Below are 17,482 nucleotides of genomic sequence, written 5' to 3'. Positions count from 1 at the left end.
CCCGCGGATGCGCGCTGCTGTTCCGATCCCCGCGCGTGCGGCCGTGCTGGCGCTGGCCGGCCTGACCGTGGCCGCGTCCGTGGCGCTGTTGCTGGGCGTGCCGGTGGGCTACGTCGCCATCGCGGCGGGCGTGCTGCTTGCGCTGGGGCTCGTGCTGGCGGGCGTCGATCTCTGGCAGAGCCTGCGCCTGTGGCGCGCCGCGCCGCTGCGCATCGAGCGCAGCCTGCCCGGCGCGTTTTCGCTCGGCGTGCCCACGGTGCTCACGCTCACGCTGGTGAACGAAGGCGCGCAGGCCTGGCAGGTGTCGGTGTTCGACGAGCTCGACGCCCACTTCACCTTCGAGGGCCTGCCGCAGACCGTCGCCGTGCCGGCGCTCTCGCAGGTCGCGCTGCGCTACACCGCTACCGCAACGCAGCGCGGCGTCGCGCAATTCGGCGCCACCCAGCTGCGCTGGCGCACCCGCTTCGGCTGCTTCGACATGCGGCAGACGCTGGGCGAACCGCGTCGGCTGCGCGTGTATCCCAACTTCGCCGCGCTGGCGCGCTACGCGTGGCTGTCGGGCGACCGGCGGCTGGCGCAGATCGGCATCAAGACCTATGCGCAGCGTGGGCTCGGCACCGACTTTCGTCAACTTTCTGACTACAAGACCGGCGACTCGCTGCGCCACATCGACTGGAAAGCCACGCAGCGCCAGCGCCGACCGATCGTGCGCGAGTTCCAGGACGACCGCGACCAGTGCGTGCTGTTTCTGCTCGACTGCGGCCGCCGCATGCGCGCCGACGAGGGCGCGCTGGCGCTGAAGGCCAACAGCCACTTCGATGAGGCGCTCAATGCGCTGATGCTGCTGAGCTACGTGGCGCTGAAGGAAGGCGACGAGGTCGGCGCCATGACTTTCGGCTGCCCTGCCGAAGAGCGGCGCGACTTCGCCCCGCGCAAGGGCACGGCCACCCTCAACGCGCTGATGAACCGGCTGCACGACATCCAGCCCGGCGCCACCCATTCGGACTACCTCCTGGCCGCACAGGAAATGCTGCGCGTGCAGAAACGGCGCGCACTGGTCATCGTGCTGACCAACTTCCGCGACGAAGACGCGGCCGAGCTGCGCCCTGCAATCAAGCTGCTGCGCCGCAAGCACCTCGTGCTGGTCGCGAGCCTGCGCGAGCGCGTGCTCGGCCGCATCGCCAGCCAGCCGCTGGTGCATGCGCGCGACGCCGTCGATGTTGCGGCGGCGCATCTGTTCGAGCAGTCGCGCCGCGATGCTTTTGCGCGGGTGGTCGGCAACGATCCGCTCTCGGTAGACGTGGAGCCGGCCGACCTCGCGGTGGCGTTGGTGAACCGCTATCACGCCGTCAAAAGGGCTGGTCTTTTGTAAAGGTCTTTGCCCAAAATGTGAACTTCACAACAGAGGAGAGAGAAAAGCACATGACCGAGATGACCAATCCCTATGCCGCGCCCCGCGCCACGGTAGCCGATGTGTACGAGGGCGATGCGGGCGTCCAGCCCGTGAAGCTGTGGTCCGCCAAGGGCCGCATCGGGCGGGCGCGCTTCCTGGCGTACACGATGTTTTCGTACATCATCTTCATCGTCGCGGCCACCTTGCTGGGTTTCATTCTCGGCATCGCCGGCCTCGGGCGTTCCGAGGGGCTGATCGTGGCGCTGACCTTCCTGCTCGCGATTCCGTACTTCGTCTTCTACGTGCTCACGGGCATCCAGCGCTCGCACGACATGGACTGGTCGGGCTGGATGCTGTTCCTGGCGCTGATCCCGCTGGTCGCGCTGATCTGGATCTTCAAGTCGGGCACCAAGGGCAGCAACCGCTTCGGCGCGCCGCCGCCGCCCAACACCACTGGCGTGCTGATCGGCGCATGGCTGCTGCCCGTCATCGTGGGGCTCGGCATCGTCGCGGCCATCGCGCTGCCGGCCTACCAGGGCTACACGATGCGCGCCAAGGCCGCGCAGGTCGAGCGTCCCTGACCTGAAGAACTCCTAGCGCACCAGCGTCGACTTGCCGAAGAGGCTCTCGATGAGCTCGACAGCCACTTCCGCCGTCTGGTTGCGCACATCGAGCGCCGGGTTCAGCTCCACCACGTCGAGCGAGCCCAGCCGCCCGGTGTCCGCGATCATTTCCATGCACAGCTGCATCTCGCGGTAGGTCGGCCCGCCGCGCACTCCAGTGCCCACGCCGGGCGCGTCCGCCGGGTCGAGGCAGTCGAGGTCGAAGCTCACGTGCAGGTGCGTGTCTTCGTCCACGTCCTGCAGTGCCTCTGTCATGGTCGTGCGCATGCCGTGCTCGTCGATGTGGCGCATGTCGAACACGCTCAGGCCCAGCGTGCGAATGGCTTCCTTCTCGTCGCCGTCCACGCTGCGGATGCCGATGAAGCGGATGGCGTCGTGCTGCAGCGCCGCGCGCTCGCCGCTCCAGCCCGTGAGCACGGCCGGCCCGTGGCCCAGCAGGCATGACACCGGCATGCCGTGCAGGTTGCCGCTGGGGCTCGTGGTTTCGGTGTTGACGTCGGAGTGCGCGTCGAGCCACAGCACGCGCAGCTTCTTGCCGCGCTTGCGCGCATGCCACGCGACCGCGCTGATCGAGCCGATGGCCAGGCAATGGTCGCCGCCCAGCATCACCGGCACGTTGCTGGCACCCAGCGCGGTGTCGACGGCCGCGTAGACCGAGCGGTTCCAGGCGATCACTTCGTCGAGGTGGCGCAACCCGTTGGTCGGCGGCGCCCAGGGGGTGGCCGGGCCCGCGAGGTTGCCGCGGTCGATGACTGTGTAGCCCTGCCGCGCCAGTGCCTCGGGCAGGCCCGCAACGCGCAGCGCGTCGGGCCCCATGCCTGCGCCGCGCACGCTGGCGCCGATGTCGGTCGGCGCGCCGATCAGTTCGAGGGTGACGGGGGTGCTGCTGACGTTGCTCATCACGGCTTCTCCAGGTGTTGCCACAGGTACGCGTAGCCCAGTGCGTCCATGAAAGCGGATTCCTTGTTGTCCGTTGCAGCGCTGTGGCCGCCTTCCAGGTTCTCGTAGAAGCTGCTGTCGTACCCCAGCGCCACCATCTTTGCGTGCATCTTGCGCGCATGCACCGGGCCCACGCGGTCGTCGCGCGTGGAGGTGGTGAAGAGGGCGGGCGGGTATGCCTGGCCCGGCTTCGCGTTCTCGTAGGGCGAGAAGGTCTGGATGAATTCCCACTCGTCGGGCTGGTCGGGGTCGCCGTATTCCGCGATCCACGAGGCGCCCGCCGACAGGTGCGTGTAGCGCCGCATGTCGAGCAGCGCCACCTCGCTCACGACGGCGCCGTAGAGCTTCGGGTACAGCGTGAGCATGTTGCCCATCAGCAGGCCGCCGTTGCTGCCGCCCATCGCGCCCAGGTGCCCGGGCGAAGTGATCTTTCGGGCGAACAGGTCTTCGGACACGGCCGCGAAGTCTTCGCAGGTACGCAGCCGGTTCTCTTGCAGTGCGGCCTGGTGCCAGCGCGGGCCGTACTCGCCGCCGCCGCGGATGTTGGCGATGACGTACACGCCGCCCTTGTCGAGCCAGGCGCGGCCGATGCTGCCGCTGTAGCTCGGCTGCAATGAAATCTCGAAGCCGCCATACGCGTACTGCAGCGTGGGGTTCTTGCCGTTGGCCAGCAGGTCTTTGGCGGCGATCTCGAAGTAGGGCACGCGCGTGCCGTCTTTCGAGGTGGTGAAGTGCTGGCTCACGCGATAGCGCGAGGCGTCGAAGAAGGCGGGGCTGTCCTTCAGCACCTCGGGTTCGCCCTGGCCGATGGTGCCGATGTAGAGCGTGGTCGGCTGCAGGAAGCCGCTCACGGTGAGGAAGTAGTCGTCGTTCTCGTCCTCGTCGATGCCGCCCGCCGCGATGGTGGAGAGCGCGGGCGCGCCGCCGAGGCTTTCACGCGTCCACGCACCTTTGCCGTTCGATGGCGGCGTGAGCACTTCGAGGCGGTTCACCACGTCGTGCATCACGTTGACGATCAGGTGGTTGCGCGTCCACGAGTGGCTGTCGAGTGCGGTCGTGTCGTCGGGCTCGAACAGCACGGTGAGCTCGCGCCGGCCCGCCATGTAGTCGTCGAACTTCGCGGCCAGCAGCGAGCCCGACTTGAAGGTGGTGCCGCCCACGGTCCAGTCGGTGCGCGGCTCGATCAGCATCCACTCGCGCGTGATCTCGGCCAGCGAATCGTCGGGCACGTCGATCTTGGCGAGCTTGCCGTCGGCGCCGCGCAGCCAGGTTTCGCTTTCGTAGAAGTCGATCTGGCGCGAGACGAAGTCGCGTTCGAAGCCGGGCGTGTTGTCGCGGTAGGCGCTGACGGACATGTCCTCGTGCGCGCCTTCGTACACCGTCACCGCGCTGGCCAGCGGCATGCCGCGCTTCCATTCCTTCACGATGCGTGGATAGCTGGAGCTGGTCATCGAGCCGGGGCCGAAGTCGGTGGCCACATAGAGGTGATCGATGTCTTTCCAGCCCACGTGGTTCTTGGCCTCGGGCAGCGAGAAGCCGCCTGCGACGAACTGCTTGGTTTCGAGGTCGAACTCGCGCACCACGTCGGCATCGGCGCCGCCGCGCGACAGCGAGATCAGGCAGCGCCTGTAGTCGGGCTCCAGGCAGTCGGCGCCGTGCCAGACCCAGTTCTCCTTGTCGGCCGCGGCCAGCGCGTCGAGGTCGATCACCGTCTCCCACACGGGCTGCGGCTTGCGGTATTCATCCAGCGTGGTGCGGCGCCACAGGCCCTTGGTGTGATCCTTGTCGCGCCAGAAGTTGTAATAGAAGCGCGGGCCGATCTTGCGGACCATCGGAATGCGGTCGTCCGAGTCGAGCACCTCGAGGATGCCCTGCTGGAGCGCCTCGAACGCGGGCGACTGCGCATAGGCCTGCACGGTGAGCGCGTTCTGCGCGCGCGCCCAGTCGAGCTGCTTCTCGCCGTCGATGTCTTCGAGCCAGAGGTTGTCGTCCTGATGCTGCTGCGGGGAGGGGCTGGATGTCATGGCCGCAGTGTACGGAGCCTGTGTGAAACGGGCGATGTCAGCAGTTGTTGCCCTGCCCGCCGGGCACCTGGCACTTTTTCGCTACTTCGGGCAAACCCCTGTCGCGCTGGTGCCTTCCCCCGGTGGAAACACTGAAGAACCAGAGGCCCACGAACGCGATGCCCGCGCTATCCTGCCTAGCGGCGCATGCCCCACCAAGGAGACACAACACATGAAACACCTGAGCGGTCTTGATGCCACCTTCCTGCACCTGGAAACGCCGGAAATGCCGATGCACGTGGGCTCCCTGAACGTGCTCGACCTGCCCAAGGGCTACAAGGGCGACTTCTACGAAGACGCCAAGAACTTCATGGCCAGCCGCATCCACCTGGCCGACGTGTTCACGCGCAAGCTCGCGCTGATGCCCTTCGACATGACCAACCCGGTATGGGTCGAGGACGACGACATCGACCTCGACTATCACGTGCGCCACATCACGCTGCCCAAGCCCGGAACCAACCGGCAGTTGCAGCAATACGTGGCCCGGCTGCATTCCTCGCTGATCGACCGCAGCCGGCCGATGTGGGAGTTCTACATCATCGACGGCCTCAAGAGCGGCCAGGCGGCGCTCTACACCAAGGTGCACCATGCGGGCATCGACGGACAGGCCGGCGTGGAAGTGGGCAAGGCCATCTTCGACCTCGAGGCCACCGGCCGCGTGGTGAAGCCGCCGCGTTCGCGTCCGCGCAGCAGCGGCTACCAGCTGGGCATGGCCGAACTCGCCACCGCTGCGCTGCGCAACACCGCGCAGCAGTACGTGAAGCTCTTCAAGATGGCGCCCGCCATCGCGCGCGCCATCGGCGGCCTCGCCAAGCCCGACGAGAAGGCGGCCGAGAAGGACACGGCCGCCGCACCGAAGAAGTTCAACCTCTTCGCGCCGCGCACCTCGCTCAACGTGTCGATCACCAACCAGCGCACCTTTGCCGGCCGCACCATCTCGCTGGCCGAGACCAAGTACATCGCCAAGCACTTCGGCGTGTCGCTCAACGACGTGGTCATGGCCACGGTGGCCGGCGCGCTGCGCCACTACCTGGCCGACAACAACGAGCTGCCGGCCAAGCCGCTGGTGGCCGGCGTGCCGGTGAGCCTGCGCGAAGCGGGCGACCAGACAGCCAACAACCAGGCCAGCATGATCCTCGTGAGCCTGGCCACCGACATCACCGACCCGGTGCAGCGGCTGAAGGCGATCAACGCGTCGTCGACCTCGTCGAAGTCGACCATGAACCGCTTCAAGGCCGTGATCCTCGACGACTTCCCGACCTTCGCCGCGCCCTGGCTGGTGTCGGGCATCGCGTCGATGGTGGGGCGCTCTGGCATCGTCAACCTGCTGCCGCCGGCGGCCAACGTGGCTATCTCGAACGTGGCCGGCGCGCCGTTCCCGATGTACTTCGCGGGCGCGCTCGTCACCTGCTACTACCCGGTGTCGATCGCCAGCCACGGCACGGCGCTCAACGTCACGGTGCAGAGCTACAACGGCCGCATGGACTACGGCCTGATCGCCTGCCGCCGCGCCGTGCCCGACATCACCGAGATCGGCGACTACCTGCTGGCCGAGCACAAGCTGCTGATGGAGCTGACGCAGAAGCACCCGGCCGCAGCCGGTGCGGCGCCTGCGCCGGTGCCTGCGAAGACGATCGAGGAGCCGTCGGACGAGGCCGGGCACGCGCCCGTCGCCGCTGCAAAGAAGAAACCTGCCGCGCGCAAGAAGGCTCCAGTCAAGGTCGCAGCGAAGAAGGCACCCGTGAAAGCAGCTGCAAAGGCACCGGTCAGGACCGCGGCAAAGAAGGCCGCTCCCAAGCCGCCGGCCCGCAAGGCCGCGCCGGCCAAGCGCTCCGGCAGCCCCAGGGCCGCTGCGGCATGATCGGCGCACGGGCCCCGGCCTGCTGAAAGAAAATTGGGGCAGTTGGACTAGTTTTCCGACCGTTCTAGTTTTTCAGGCCTAGGCCCTGCAGAAGAAGATAGGCCCATCGCGAAAGACATACCGTTTCCTTCGCGAACCTTTCAACTTCAAGGAAATCACCATGTCCACGCAAACCACCATCGCTTCCGCAGCTGTTCACGTCGTCGGTCAATACAACGACGCTGGCAAGACCCTGGTCGGCGCTTACCGCACCGGTGTGCATCGCCTCCTGGGCGGCGCCGCTTCGCGCTACAGCAACTTCCTCGGCAGCCGCCAGATTCCGCTGGTGAGCGAGCAGGTCAAGGCCAACCTGATCGGCGCGCAAGAAAAGATCAACGGCTTCCTGGCCAACCGCCTGGACATCGACACCAGCCGCATCGTGAACGTGATGGACCGCGTTGCCGCCGGCACCACCAGCGGCATCGAATCGGTCGCCAGCCGCGTGGCTCGCGTCGAGTCGCCGGTCGCCACCTCGGTGATCAACGCCCTGGGCGCGCTGAACCAGCCGATCGCCACCGTCTCGGTGCAGATCGCCGACAAGATCGTCGCCGGCACCAAGCAGATCGAAGCCCGCGTGAGCGGCGCCGAAGAAGCCAAGCCGGTTCGCACGGTGAAGGCCAAGGCTGCCGCCGCCAAGAAGCCGGTTCGCCGCGCTGCTGCCCGCAAGGCGGCCTGACCCCCCGGGGCGCTTTGCGCCCCTTTTCTTTTTTCCGGTATCTGGAGCACTGCATGGCGACCCGTCCTGACGAAACTGCAAAGTTGAAGAAGAGGGCGGCGCCTGCGAAGAAGAAGACGCCGGCCGCGAAGAAGGCGCCCGCGGCAACCAGGAAGCCCGCGGAGCCCGGCAAGGCCGAAGTCCTGCTGCGCGCCGGCCTCAAGGCGCTGGACAACGTGCGCAACGACGTCGCCAAGCGCCAGGCCAACGTGATCGAAGGCCTGCTCGGCATCGGGCAGGGCAAGGTCCCCAGCCTCGACAGCTTCGGCATCCGCAAGTTCGAGGACGTGTTCGACCAGCGCGTCGCCACTGCCATGCAACGCCTGGGCATGCCCGGCCCCGCCGAAGTGCAGGCCCTGCGCGACGAGGTCGCGCAACTGCGAGAACGCGTGGCGCAACTCGAAGGCGAAGGCACCGGCGCCGCCACCTCCCGTGGCCGCAGCGCCAAACGCTGAGCGACAACCCGACAAGCCGGTTGTGGCCAGTTCCAACACCACACGCGACCGCATCCTGCAGGCCAGCCTCGCGCTGTTCAACGCGCAAGGCCTCGCGGCCGTGTCGACCCACAAGATCGCAGCCGAGCTCGGCATCAGCCCGGGCAACCTGCATTACCACTTCAAGGCCAAGCAGCTGATCGTCGAATGGCTGTTCCGGCGCTTCGAGCAACGGCTCGAGGCCCTGAACGGCTCGTCGGCATCGATCGCGGCCATCGACGACCTCTGGCTCGCGCTGCACCTGCGCTTCGAGGCCATCGACGAATACCGCTTCATCTACCGCGACATGGCCTTCCTGGCCAGCGAATACCCGGCGCTGGGCCAGCGTGCGCAGGCCCTCACCGCGCAGAACCTGCTGGCCGCGCAAACGCTGTGCGAAGGCCTGGTGGCCTCGGGCGTGATCGAGACCAGCGCGGAGCAGGCGCGCATCCTGGCGCTGCAGATGGTCTTCACCACCACCTGCTGGCTGTCGTTCGAGCGGCTCGTGCCGGGGCGCGACGCGCTGGCGCAGGCCGACCCCGGTCTGGCGGCTTTCTACACGCTCACGCTGGTTTCCCCGTATGTTTCCAGCGAATCGAGGGCTTACCTTGATTACCTGAGGGGCAAATACCTCGGATAAATGACGTTGTTGTCCGACGGGGCATTGATTCTTTCGGCCTCATGTTCGTCTTGAAGAAGATAAAAACCAAAAAGGATCCATCCATCATCATGACCACCGCCACCCACGCCAAGGAACCTGTCGCGCCGCCGTCGCGCCTGCTGCTGCTGGCCGAAGCCCGCGCACTCTGGGAAACCGGTGCCGGCATCGCCATGTGGCCGCTGCTGCAGCTCACGCCGCGCGGCGACGGACACCCGGTGCTCGTGCTGCCGGGCCTGGTGGCTGGCGACGGCTCCACGCTGCTGCTGCGCCGCTACCTGTGCAGCCGCGGCTACGACGCGCACGGCTGGGGCCTGGGCCGCAACTTCGGTCCGCGCGAAGGCGTGGAAGACGGCATGGTCGAGCTGCTGAAGACCCTGCACGACAACAGCGGCCAGAAGGTCAGCGTGATCGGCTGGAGCCTGGGCGGCGTGTATGCGCGGCTGCTGGCATCTTCCTATGCGCCCATGATCCGCAACGTCATCACGCTGGGCAGCCCGTTCTCCGGCAGCCCGCGCGCCACCAACGCATGGCGCGTGTACGAAGGCGTGAGCGGCCAGAGTTCGCACGACCCGCGCCGCATGAAGTTCGTGCAGCCCACGCCACCCGTGCCGACCACCTCGATCTTCAGCCGCACCGACGGTGTCGTCGCATGGCGCTGCAGCATCGAGAAGACCGGCCCGCAGTCGGAGAACATCGAAGTCATCGCCAGCCACCTGGGGCTGGGTGCGCACCCGGCAGTGCTCTATGCCGTGGCCGACCGGCTGGCGCAGCCGGAGGGTGAGTGGAAGCCCTTCAATCGTGGGGTGCTGGGGCCGCTGGTTTATCCGGACCCTGACCGCGACGCCTGAGTTGCGGGTTTCGAAGCAAAAAGCCGGCAATTGCCGGCTTTTTGATGCCGGCCCATGACTTCCGTCACTTGTGGTGCGGCCGGCCCGCCCAAAACAATAGCGGCGTCATGTACCCCGACCTGCCGCCCGTCTACCCCCGCATCAAGCACGTCGACTTCCTCGAGGCCGTGCAGCCGATGCTCGACCAGATCGAGGCGCGGGGCGGCAACCGCGAGGCGCAGACGCCCGTGGCCTATCCCTTCGCCGGCGAATCCGACCTGCTGATGACCTTCGCGGTCGACACGCCCACGCAGTTCGTCACGCTGACCCACGAAGGCATGGAGGAAACGGGGCTCGACCCGCAGTCGCTGTACGAACTCGCGATCGACAACATGCTCCGGCAGGTGGCGCACAACCTCGATACGCAGGACCTCGTCATGTACAAGGCGCTGGTGACGGGCGACGGCTTCGAGGCCTGCATGCTGCTGCTGCCGGACCTCTGGGAGCAGTTGTCACAAGGGTTCAAGGGCGAGTTGATAGCCGTGGTGCCGAGCCGCAGCGTCATCTACTTCATGGACAGCGGGGCGAGCTTCGAGGCCCGGGGGAAGTCGATCACGGCCGAGACCATGCTGGGCCTCATGTGCTCGGCTGCCGCCGAGGTCAAGGCCGAGGCAGGGCCGCACGGCCTCTCGGACAAGGTGATGGCGCTGACCCCGGACGGCTGGCACGTTCGCGGCACCTTCGAGGACCACGCGTCGGCACTGGAGGCCTGACGAGGCCTGCGCAGTCTTCCTTTCAGCTGCCGGCCCACACGTCCAGCACGTAGCGCTGGTCGGCAATCATCTTGTCCATCCACGCCGTGCTGTCTTGCCCGTGCTCGCGCGCAAGGTCGCTCAGCGTGCGGCGCACGTCGGGCTCCATGCGCGAGCCGTCGCCGCACACATAAACCACTGCGCCCGCTTCAAGAAGCTTCCACACTTCGGCCGCCTGCTCGCGGATCAGGTCCTGCACATAGACCTTGCGCTCGCCCGCGCGCGAGAACGCGGTGTGCAGCTTCATCACGCAGCGGTGCGCCCAGGCCTGGAGTTCGTCGGCATAGATGAAGTCCTGCTCGGGATGGCGGCAGCCGAAGAACAGCAGCGCCTCGCCGAGCGCATTGCCCGCCTCGATCTGCGCCGCGCGCTCCTGCAGGAACCCACGGAACGGCGCGAGGCCAGTGCCGGGGCCGACCATGATGATCGGCCGGCTCGCATCGTCCGGTAGCCGGAAGCCCTCGGCCGTGGTTTCGCGCACCACGCCGTGCACCGTGTCGCCGGCTTCCGCGCGCGCCAGGAAGTTGGAGCACACGCCCTCGAAGGTGCCGATGCCCGACTTGGCCGGGCCGCTCACCACACCCACCGTCACGCTGCACTTGCCCGGCGTCATCGTCGGCGACGAAGAGATCGAGTAGTAGCGCGGCGACAGCGGCGACAGCATTTCGAGAAACACCGCGAACGGCACCTGGCAGGCGCGGTGCTCTTCCAGCAGGTCGAGCAGCGACTTGCGCTTGTGGAGCACGTCGGCCTTGTATGTCGCCTGCGAAGCCTCGTCGCTGCCCGACAGCGCCGCGAGCCTGGGCTTGGTGAACGGGCACTCGGTATATGCCGCGAGCGTGGCGATCTGCTTGCGCGTGGCCACGTCCTGCAGCTCGACGTAGTCGCCCAGCAGGCGGTCGACCGCGATCACCTGCTCCACCGGCAGCGCTGCCTTGCGGCCCGCGCCTGCATGCAGGCGCACGTGGGCCGTGCGGTCGAAGCCGAAGCGTGCCATTGTGCGTTCGACCTGCGCCGGGCTGTTGCGCGGCACCACGCTCAGGTGGTCGCCGGCGCGGTAGATCAGGCCCTCGGGCAGCATCAGCTCGACGTGGCGGGTAGAGCGGCCGGCTTCTCCGTTGCCTCCGCTTTGCAGCTCGCGGTTCTCGATCACCCGCAGCGCCACCGCGCCCAGCGCATCGACGATCGCGTTCTTCTGCGGCGGCGGCAGTTCTTCGAGCGTGTAGAGCGGTTCGCTCTGCACGGGCGTGTCGGCGCCGGTCTTGATGTCGAAGGCCTTCACCAGCTCGGGCCAGAGCGCGTCGCTCCAGTCCTGGAAGGCGCCGTCCATGTCCTCGCGCGCATCGCCTTCGCCGCGCGAATGCACGCGCGTGGCGCCGAGCGCTTCGAGCCGTTCGTCGATGCGGCGCGGCACGGCCTGGTAGGTGGCGGCCCAGTCGGTGTTGCCGCAGCCGAACACGCTGAAGCGCACGCCGTTGAGCGAATCGTCGGCCTTGTCGAGCCAGCGATGGAACTCGGCCGCGTTGTCGGGCGCCACGCCGTTGTACGAGGCGCAGACGATGGCCACCGCGCCGTTGGCCGGAAGGCGCTCGGCATAGTCGTCGAGCGAGGCCAGCTGCGTCGAGAAGCCGCGCATCTCGCCGGCCTCGGCGAGTTGGCGCGCAAGGTCTTCGGCCGTGCCGAGGTTGGAGCCCTGCAGCACCAGCAGCGAGGTGCCGTGGCGTGCTGCCTGGGGTTTGCGCGCGGCAGCTTGCACGGGCTGCACGGGGGCTGCGGCTGCGTCGGTCATGTTGCCGCGCGGACGCGTGGCCGGGTCGCGCAGCAGCGCCTTGATCTTGAAGTTCTCCGGCTTGATCGTCAGCGCTTCCTTGATCTTCAGCTTGTAGCCCGTGTGATCCACGAGGTTGAAGCGCTGCAGGATCATGCCCAGCGTGAGCACCGCCTCCTGCAGGGCGAACTGCCGCCCGATGCAGGCGCGCTGCCCATTGCCGAAGGGCTTGAATGCGTTCACTGGCCGCTCGCGCTCGGCTTCGCGCGTGAAGTTGTCTGGGTTGAACTGGTCGGCATCCTCGCCCCAGATGCCCTTGTCACGATGCAGCGCCAGCGCATGCATGATGATCATGTTGTTCTTCTTGATCGTGTACTGGCCGCCGATCTTCGTGTCTTCCTTGGCGCGCATCGAGATCGCGGGCGCGGTCGGGTACAGGCGCAGCGACTCTTTCAGCACCTGCATCACGTACTGCAGGCGGTTGACCTGCGCGTAAGTGGGCTTCTGCGTGGTGTCGGGGCCGAACACGTTGTCGACCTCTGCCTGCGCCTTGGCCATGGCCTCGGGGTTGTTCAGCAGGAAGTAGATGGCAAAGGACAGCAGGCCGCTGGTGGTTTCATGCCCCGCGATGAGAAATTCGATGCACTCGTCGCGGATCATCTTGTCGGTGAGCTGCTCGCCGCTTTTCTTGTCCACGCCCGCGATCATGTAGCTCAGCAGGTCGGGCTTGGTGGCGATGTCGGCGCCGCTCGTGCGTCGCTCCTCGATGATGTCTTCCACCATCTTGTGCATGTAGCGGATGTCCTTGCGCTGCTGGGCCAGCTCCTTCTTGAGCATCAGCTCTTCGAGCGGCAGGCCGCGGCGGTTCTGCACCGTCTCCAGCGTGCGCACCATCGCATCGACGAAGGGATGAAAGCCCTCGCGGTAGAACGAGTTGAAGCGATAGCCGAAGCCGCACAGGCCGATGGTGTCGAGCGTGAGCGCTGTCATGTCGCGCACCACGTCCACCTCTTCGTCGAAGTTCAGGCGCTCCCACTTGGTGACAAGCTGCCCCGCGATGTCCAGCATCATCGGGTGATAGGCCTGCATCGCGCGCTGGCTGAAGTTGGCCAACAGGATGTTGTGCGGCTTCGACCAGGTCTCCTCGTGCGTGTCGGAGGTGAAGAGCCCGTGCGACGCGGCGCGCAGCCTACGCAATGCGCCACGCGTACTTTTGTCGAAGCGCAGCTCCTCGCAGAGCTCGTCGACCAGCGCGGGCGACGACACCACGATCACCGGCATGCCCGGCATGTCCAGCCAATAGATACCACCGAGGTCTTGCGCGATCTTCCACATGTCGAGCACGGGAGAGTCGGACCCGATCGACAGCAGGTTCCCGACGAAGGGTTTCTTCGCCGGATGCGGGATCGGGTAGAGCGAGTTTTTGCCTGCCATGGGTTGTTGTGCCTTTGGAATGGACCCGCTTCGGATATCCGGGATGTAACAACCGGAGTATCCCGACGGCACGGGGGGCAGGCAGGACGGGGTTTCCCTTAGGCTGGGGAGTTCATTCAGGGCGCGATCACGCCGACGAGGGACATTCGCGGAGGGGAGTACCCGGTGTCATTCGCACGCACCCCGGAACTCAGAGAGTCAGGGCCGAACCATCTTGCACTCAGTCCCCTGCGCCAGCTCGTTCCCGGTATAGACCGCGTCAGTACGAAAGCCGTAGTTAGTACCTTCCCAACCCGCCTTCACGGTCTTGCCGTCCACCGGCACGATGGTGTTGACCACCTGCGGCAGCAACAACTGGTGGTCTTCGGCACGCATGCGCACCGGCCCCACCACAGAGTCGAACGTCAGGTCTTCGAGCGCCCGCGCCACCTTGACGGTGTCGGCGCTGCCGGCCTTGTTGATGGCCGCGGCCAGCAGGCGAGGCGTCATGTCGATGCGCGGCGCGAGAAAGTCCTTGCCCGTCTTGGCCTTGTAGGCCTTGGCCAGAGCGTCGACCTTCGGCGTATCGGCCTCGCCAGGGTGCCATTCGGCCACCCAGGTCAACTGCCCCAGTTTCGCCTGCGACACCGCAGTGACCGTGCCCGGCACCGAGCCCGCACTGTGGTTGAAGTAGCGCAGGTTGTAGCCCGCGTCGCCCGCTGCCTTCAGCAGCAGCGTCATGTCCTGGCCCCAGTTGCCGGTGATGACCGAATCGGCCCCGCTCTGCTTCACGTTGGCGATGTACGGCGCGAAGTCTTTCACGCGGCCGATGGGGTGCAGCGCCTCGCCGACGAACTGGATGTCGGGCCGCGCCAGGCCTACCAGCTGGCGGCCGTAGCTGGCCCACTGCTTGCCGTGCGCGTAGTCCTGGTTCAGCAGGTAGACCTTCTTCACATCCGGCGTCTTCTTGATGTAGTTGGCCAGCGCCTTCATCTTCATCGCCGTGTTGGCCTCGGTCTGGAAGTGCCAGAAGCTGCAGCCCTTGCCCGTCATCTCGGGGTCGATGGAAGAGTGATTCAGAACGATCAGCTCCTTGCCCGGGTTGCGCTGGTTCCAGCGCGCCACCGACTGCACCAGCGCCGTGACCACCGACGAGCCCGAACCACCGGTGACGATCGCCTTCGCGCCCTGGTCGATGGCCGCCTGCAGCGCGCTCTGACTCTCCTGCGCCGAGAGCTTGCTGTCGAACTGCAGCAACTGCAACTTCGTTCCACCCAGCACGCCGCCCTTGGCGTTGATGTCTTCGATGGCGTACTGCGTGTGCATCAGCATCAGTTCGCCGACGTTGGCAAAGGGGCCGGAGAGCGGATCGATGTAGGCGATCTTGTAGGTCTGCTGTGCTTGCGCGTGCGCGGCGCCGGCAGCGGCCAGCAGGCAGGCAAGGGCGATCCGCGCCAATGGCGCCTTCTTGAACTTCATGGTTTGTCTCCGGGGTGGTTGTCTTGTCAGTTCTTCGCTTGCAGCCCGATCACGCGGCTCGCGAGCTTCGTGAGCTCGGCAACCACCTCGTCGGGCGACAGGCGTCCACCCGGGCGGTACCAGCTGTACAGGAAGCCGGGCAGGCTGCAGGCCGCGAGCGCGGTGATCTTGGTTTCCGCAAAGTCGAGGTCGCCGTCGCGCCGCGCTTCTTCGAGCAGCGGGCACAGCAGGTCGTAGAAGTGGTGCGCGAGCTTCTTCTGCGCCGCGATGTACTCCGGCCGGTACACCTGCGGCTCGCGGTAGGGGAAGAAGGCGACGGGGTGGTGCGTGATGGTCGCGCGAATCAACCGCTCTATGCCTTCGAGCACCTTCTCGCTCGCGCGGCGCGGGTCGGTGGCCGCGAAGTCGAGCGCGGTGAAGCAGTCGACCGCCGGGCGCCACGACAGCGTCTCGAAGATCTCCTGCTTGTCGCGGAAGTAGTAGTACACGAAGGGCTTGGTCACGCCCAGCGCGCGCACGATCTGCGCCATGGTCGTGTTGGCGTAGCCCTGCGCGGCGAAGAGCTGCGCGGCCGCCTGCAGGATGCGCTCGCGCTGCAGGTCGGTGCCCTGCGTGGCCGCGCGCTGGCGGCCCGTGCCCTGGGGCATGTGCGGCTGCGCCGTCGTGTCGCTCTGGTCTCCAGAGGGTTTGTGCCGTGTCGCGGAAGTTATACCCATGGGTAGGATTGTTCGTGCACCATGCACCATTGGCAAGCGCCTGCCCGGTGCAGGCGGCTATCGATAACCCTGAGAAAGTGACGCCATGGAGACATTGCCCGACCGCCCGCAGCAGCCGCTGCACGAGTACCTGCGCACCCACGCACGCGAGCGTGGCGGCAGCACCGCCTGCCTCTGGTACGGCCATGCGATGAGCTGGGCCGAACTCGACCGCGCCAGCGACGCCTTCGCGGCGCGCTTGCAGGCGCTGGGCGTGAAGAAGGGCGAGCCCGTGGTGCTCTTTCTCAACAACTGTCCGCAGTACCTGGTCGCGCACTTCGGCATCCAGAAGATCGGCGCCATCGTCTGTCCGAGCGGCCCGCTCAACAAGGAGCACGAGCTGGCCTACCAGGTCAACGACCTGAAGGCGCGAGTGATCGTCGCGGCCGCGCCGCTGCTGCCGGTGGTGCGCAAGGTGCAGCCGGAGAGCTCGATCGAACACGTGTTCGTGGTGCACTACGCCGACCTGCTGCCCGACCCGTCGTCGCTCGACCTGCCGGCCGAACTGGCCGCAGAGCGCAAGGCCGAACGCAGCGTGCCTGAAGACTGCGAAGACTTCCTGGCCGTGATGCGCGGCAACGCCAAGCCGCAGCCCGTGGTCATCGACATGGACGACGTGGCGCTCATGACCTACACATCGGGCACCACGGGCCTGCCCAAGGGCGCGATGCTGAGCTACGGCAACGCGCTCTTCAAGACGCGCGCCGCGGCCGACTGCAACGGCGTGGGGCCGGGCGACGTGCTGCTGTCCATCGCGCCGCTGTATCACATCGCGGGCATGCTGATGGGTGTCAACGTGCCGGTGCTGACCGGTGCGGCATCGGTGCTCTTGCACCGCTTCGACCCGCGCGCCGTGCTGCAGGCCATTGCCGCCTACAAGGTGAGCTGGTGGTACAGCATCGCGCCGATGAACGTGGCTTGCATGCAGGTAAGCGACATCGACAGCTTCGACCTGCGCAGCCTGAAGATGAATCCTGTCACGAGCTTCGGCATCACCTTCACCGAGCCGCTGGCGCAGCAATGGCGCACGCACGCACAGAACTGCACTTCGTTCGAGGCGGCCTACGGACTGAGCGAAACCCACACCTGCGACACCTACACGCCGCACCATGCGCCGCGCTGGGGCACGCAGGGCATCGCGGTGCCGGGCGTGACCATCCGCATCATCGACACGGACACGCAGGCCGACATGCCGGTGGGCGAAGTCGGCGAGATCGTGCTCACCAGCCCAGGCACCTTCAAGGGCTACTGGAACAAGCCCGAAGCCACCGCTGCCACGCTGCGCAACGGCTGGGTGCACACCGGCGACATGGGCAAGCTCGATGCCGATGGCTATCTCACCTTCATCGGCCGCTTCAAGGAAATGATCAAGGTCTCGGGCTACAGCGTGTTCCCCGAAGAGGTCGAAACCATCCTCATCAAGCACCCGGCAGTGGCGCAGGCGGCCGTCATCGCTCAGCCCGATGCAGAGAAGGGCGAGGTCGTGAAGGCATTCATCGTGCGCAAGCCAGGTGCCGGGCTCGATGCCGACGCTCTCATCGCCTGGGCGCGCGACAACATGGCGAGCTACAAGGCGCCGCGCGCCGTGAGTTTCATCGACGCATTGCCGACGACCGGCGCGGGCAAGGTGCTGCGCCGCTTGCTCAAAGACAAAAGCTGAG

The 17,482-nt window shown here is 66.7% G+C and carries 14 protein-coding genes; 9 read left to right on the top strand and 5 right to left on the bottom strand.

Annotation, left to right across the window (positions count from 1 at the left end):
* Positions 1-7 precede the first annotated feature (7 nt).
* Together ACTG4X_RS31820 and ACTG4X_RS31815 are read left to right on the top strand one after the other, a co-directional pair.
* Complete coding sequence (locus ACTG4X_RS31820) at positions 8-1,372, top strand: DUF58 domain-containing protein (protein ID WP_093078967.1); 1,365 nt, start codon at positions 8-10, stop codon at positions 1,370-1,372.
* Between the two features lie 50 nt (positions 1,373-1,422).
* Positions 1,423-1,974 carry a DUF805 domain-containing protein gene (locus ACTG4X_RS31815; RefSeq protein WP_440532830.1) on the top strand — a complete coding sequence of 184 codons (552 nt, stop codon included), beginning with the start codon at positions 1,423-1,425 and terminating at the stop codon, positions 1,972-1,974.
* A 12-nt stretch (positions 1,975-1,986) separates the two neighbouring features.
* On the opposite strand, the gene rocF is transcribed toward ACTG4X_RS31815, so the two are convergent.
* Positions 1,987-2,916, bottom strand: coding sequence for an arginase (gene rocF, locus ACTG4X_RS31810; protein WP_093178439.1), 930 nt, complete (start codon positions 2,914-2,916; stop codon positions 1,987-1,989).
* The gene (locus tag ACTG4X_RS31805; protein ID WP_440532829.1) at positions 2,916-4,979 is read right to left on the bottom strand and encodes a prolyl oligopeptidase family serine peptidase; all 2,064 of its coding nucleotides are present in this window, start codon (positions 4,977-4,979) and stop codon (positions 2,916-2,918) included. Before ACTG4X_RS31805 ends, rocF begins: the two co-directional genes overlap by 1 nt.
* Before the next feature lie 211 nt (positions 4,980-5,190).
* On the opposite strand from ACTG4X_RS31805, the gene ACTG4X_RS31800 reads away from it, so the two are divergent.
* The 6 genes from ACTG4X_RS31800 (at position 5,191) to ACTG4X_RS31775 (ending at position 10,367) form a co-directional block, all read left to right on the top strand.
* Positions 5,191-6,879, top strand: coding sequence for a WS/DGAT/MGAT family O-acyltransferase (locus tag ACTG4X_RS31800; protein WP_440532828.1), 1,689 nt, complete (start codon positions 5,191-5,193; stop codon positions 6,877-6,879).
* Between the two features lie 160 nt (positions 6,880-7,039).
* A complete protein-coding gene (locus tag ACTG4X_RS31795; protein ID WP_093057666.1) occupies positions 7,040-7,594 on the top strand; it encodes a hypothetical protein in 555 nt (184 codons plus the stop codon).
* Between the two features lie 53 nt (positions 7,595-7,647).
* On the top strand, positions 7,648-8,088 hold the full coding sequence (locus ACTG4X_RS31790; protein WP_093057665.1) for a phasin family protein: 441 nt from the start codon (positions 7,648-7,650) through the stop codon (positions 8,086-8,088).
* A gap of 22 nt (positions 8,089-8,110) precedes the next feature.
* Entirely contained in the window at positions 8,111-8,746 is a 636-nt protein-coding gene (locus ACTG4X_RS31785; RefSeq protein ID WP_093057664.1) for a TetR/AcrR family transcriptional regulator, read from the top strand.
* Positions 8,747-8,835: 89 nt separating this feature from the next.
* Positions 8,836-9,615 (top strand): esterase/lipase family protein, encoded by a 780-nt coding sequence (locus tag ACTG4X_RS31780; RefSeq protein WP_093057779.1) that lies wholly within the window; start codon positions 8,836-8,838, stop codon positions 9,613-9,615.
* Positions 9,616-9,722: 107 nt separating this feature from the next.
* Positions 9,723-10,367 (top strand): hypothetical protein, encoded by a 645-nt coding sequence (locus tag ACTG4X_RS31775; protein WP_440532827.1) that lies wholly within the window; start codon positions 9,723-9,725, stop codon positions 10,365-10,367.
* Between the two features lie 22 nt (positions 10,368-10,389).
* Here ACTG4X_RS31775 and ACTG4X_RS31770 read toward each other — a convergent pair whose 3' ends face one another.
* The 3 genes from ACTG4X_RS31770 to ACTG4X_RS31760 form a co-directional block, all read right to left on the bottom strand.
* The gene (locus ACTG4X_RS31770) at positions 10,390-13,608 is read right to left on the bottom strand and encodes a bifunctional cytochrome P450/NADPH--P450 reductase (RefSeq protein WP_440532826.1); all 3,219 of its coding nucleotides are present in this window, start codon (positions 13,606-13,608) and stop codon (positions 10,390-10,392) included.
* A 198-nt stretch (positions 13,609-13,806) separates the two neighbouring features.
* Complete coding sequence (locus tag ACTG4X_RS31765; protein ID WP_093057661.1) at positions 13,807-15,066, bottom strand: branched-chain amino acid ABC transporter substrate-binding protein; 1,260 nt, start codon at positions 15,064-15,066, stop codon at positions 13,807-13,809.
* 26 nt (positions 15,067-15,092) lie between these two features.
* Positions 15,093-15,782 carry a TetR/AcrR family transcriptional regulator gene (locus tag ACTG4X_RS31760; RefSeq protein WP_093057660.1) on the bottom strand — a complete coding sequence of 230 codons (690 nt, stop codon included), beginning with the start codon at positions 15,780-15,782 and terminating at the stop codon, positions 15,093-15,095.
* 85 nt (positions 15,783-15,867) lie between these two features.
* On the opposite strand from ACTG4X_RS31760, the gene ACTG4X_RS31755 reads away from it, so the two are divergent.
* Positions 15,868-17,481, top strand: coding sequence for an AMP-binding protein (locus tag ACTG4X_RS31755; RefSeq protein WP_097197853.1), 1,614 nt, complete (start codon positions 15,868-15,870; stop codon positions 17,479-17,481).
* Position 17,482 lies beyond the last annotated feature (1 nt).

Origin of the sequence: Variovorax sp. YR566, from assembly GCF_051992195.1 — a bacterium.
Lineage (GTDB): Bacteria > Pseudomonadota > Gammaproteobacteria > Burkholderiales > Burkholderiaceae_C > Variovorax.
Note: the sequence above shows the minus strand (reverse complement) of the source record. Positions and strands in the feature narration are given on the sequence as shown.

Bases quoted from the DNA above. Each gene is read 5' to 3' on its own strand.
- ACTG4X_RS31760 (WP_093057660.1), bottom strand. From the start codon at position 15,782: ATGGGTATAACTTCCGCGACACGGCACAAACCCTCTGGAGACCAGAGC.
- ACTG4X_RS31775 (WP_440532827.1), top strand. From the start codon at position 9,723: ATGTACCCCGACCTGCCGCCCGTCTACCCCCGCATCAAGCACGTCGAC.
- ACTG4X_RS31780 (WP_093057779.1), top strand. From the start codon at position 8,836: ATGACCACCGCCACCCACGCCAAGGAACCTGTCGCGCCGCCGTCGCGC.
- ACTG4X_RS31815 (WP_440532830.1), top strand. From the start codon at position 1,423: ATGACCGAGATGACCAATCCCTATGCCGCGCCCCGCGCCACGGTAGCC.
- ACTG4X_RS31795 (WP_093057666.1), top strand. From the start codon at position 7,040: ATGTCCACGCAAACCACCATCGCTTCCGCAGCTGTTCACGTCGTCGGT.
- rocF (WP_093178439.1), bottom strand. From the start codon at position 2,916: ATGAGCAACGTCAGCAGCACCCCCGTCACCCTCGAACTGATCGGCGCG.
- ACTG4X_RS31790 (WP_093057665.1), top strand. From the start codon at position 7,648: ATGGCGACCCGTCCTGACGAAACTGCAAAGTTGAAGAAGAGGGCGGCG.
- ACTG4X_RS31765 (WP_093057661.1), bottom strand. From the start codon at position 15,066: ATGAAGTTCAAGAAGGCGCCATTGGCGCGGATCGCCCTTGCCTGCCTG.
- ACTG4X_RS31770 (WP_440532826.1), bottom strand. From the start codon at position 13,608: ATGGCAGGCAAAAACTCGCTCTACCCGATCCCGCATCCGGCGAAGAAA.
- ACTG4X_RS31805 (WP_440532829.1), bottom strand. From the start codon at position 4,979: ATGACATCCAGCCCCTCCCCGCAGCAGCATCAGGACGACAACCTCTGG.
- ACTG4X_RS31800 (WP_440532828.1), top strand. From the start codon at position 5,191: ATGAAACACCTGAGCGGTCTTGATGCCACCTTCCTGCACCTGGAAACG.
- ACTG4X_RS31755 (WP_097197853.1), top strand. From the start codon at position 15,868: ATGGAGACATTGCCCGACCGCCCGCAGCAGCCGCTGCACGAGTACCTG.
- ACTG4X_RS31820 (WP_093078967.1), top strand. From the start codon at position 8: ATGCGCGCTGCTGTTCCGATCCCCGCGCGTGCGGCCGTGCTGGCGCTG.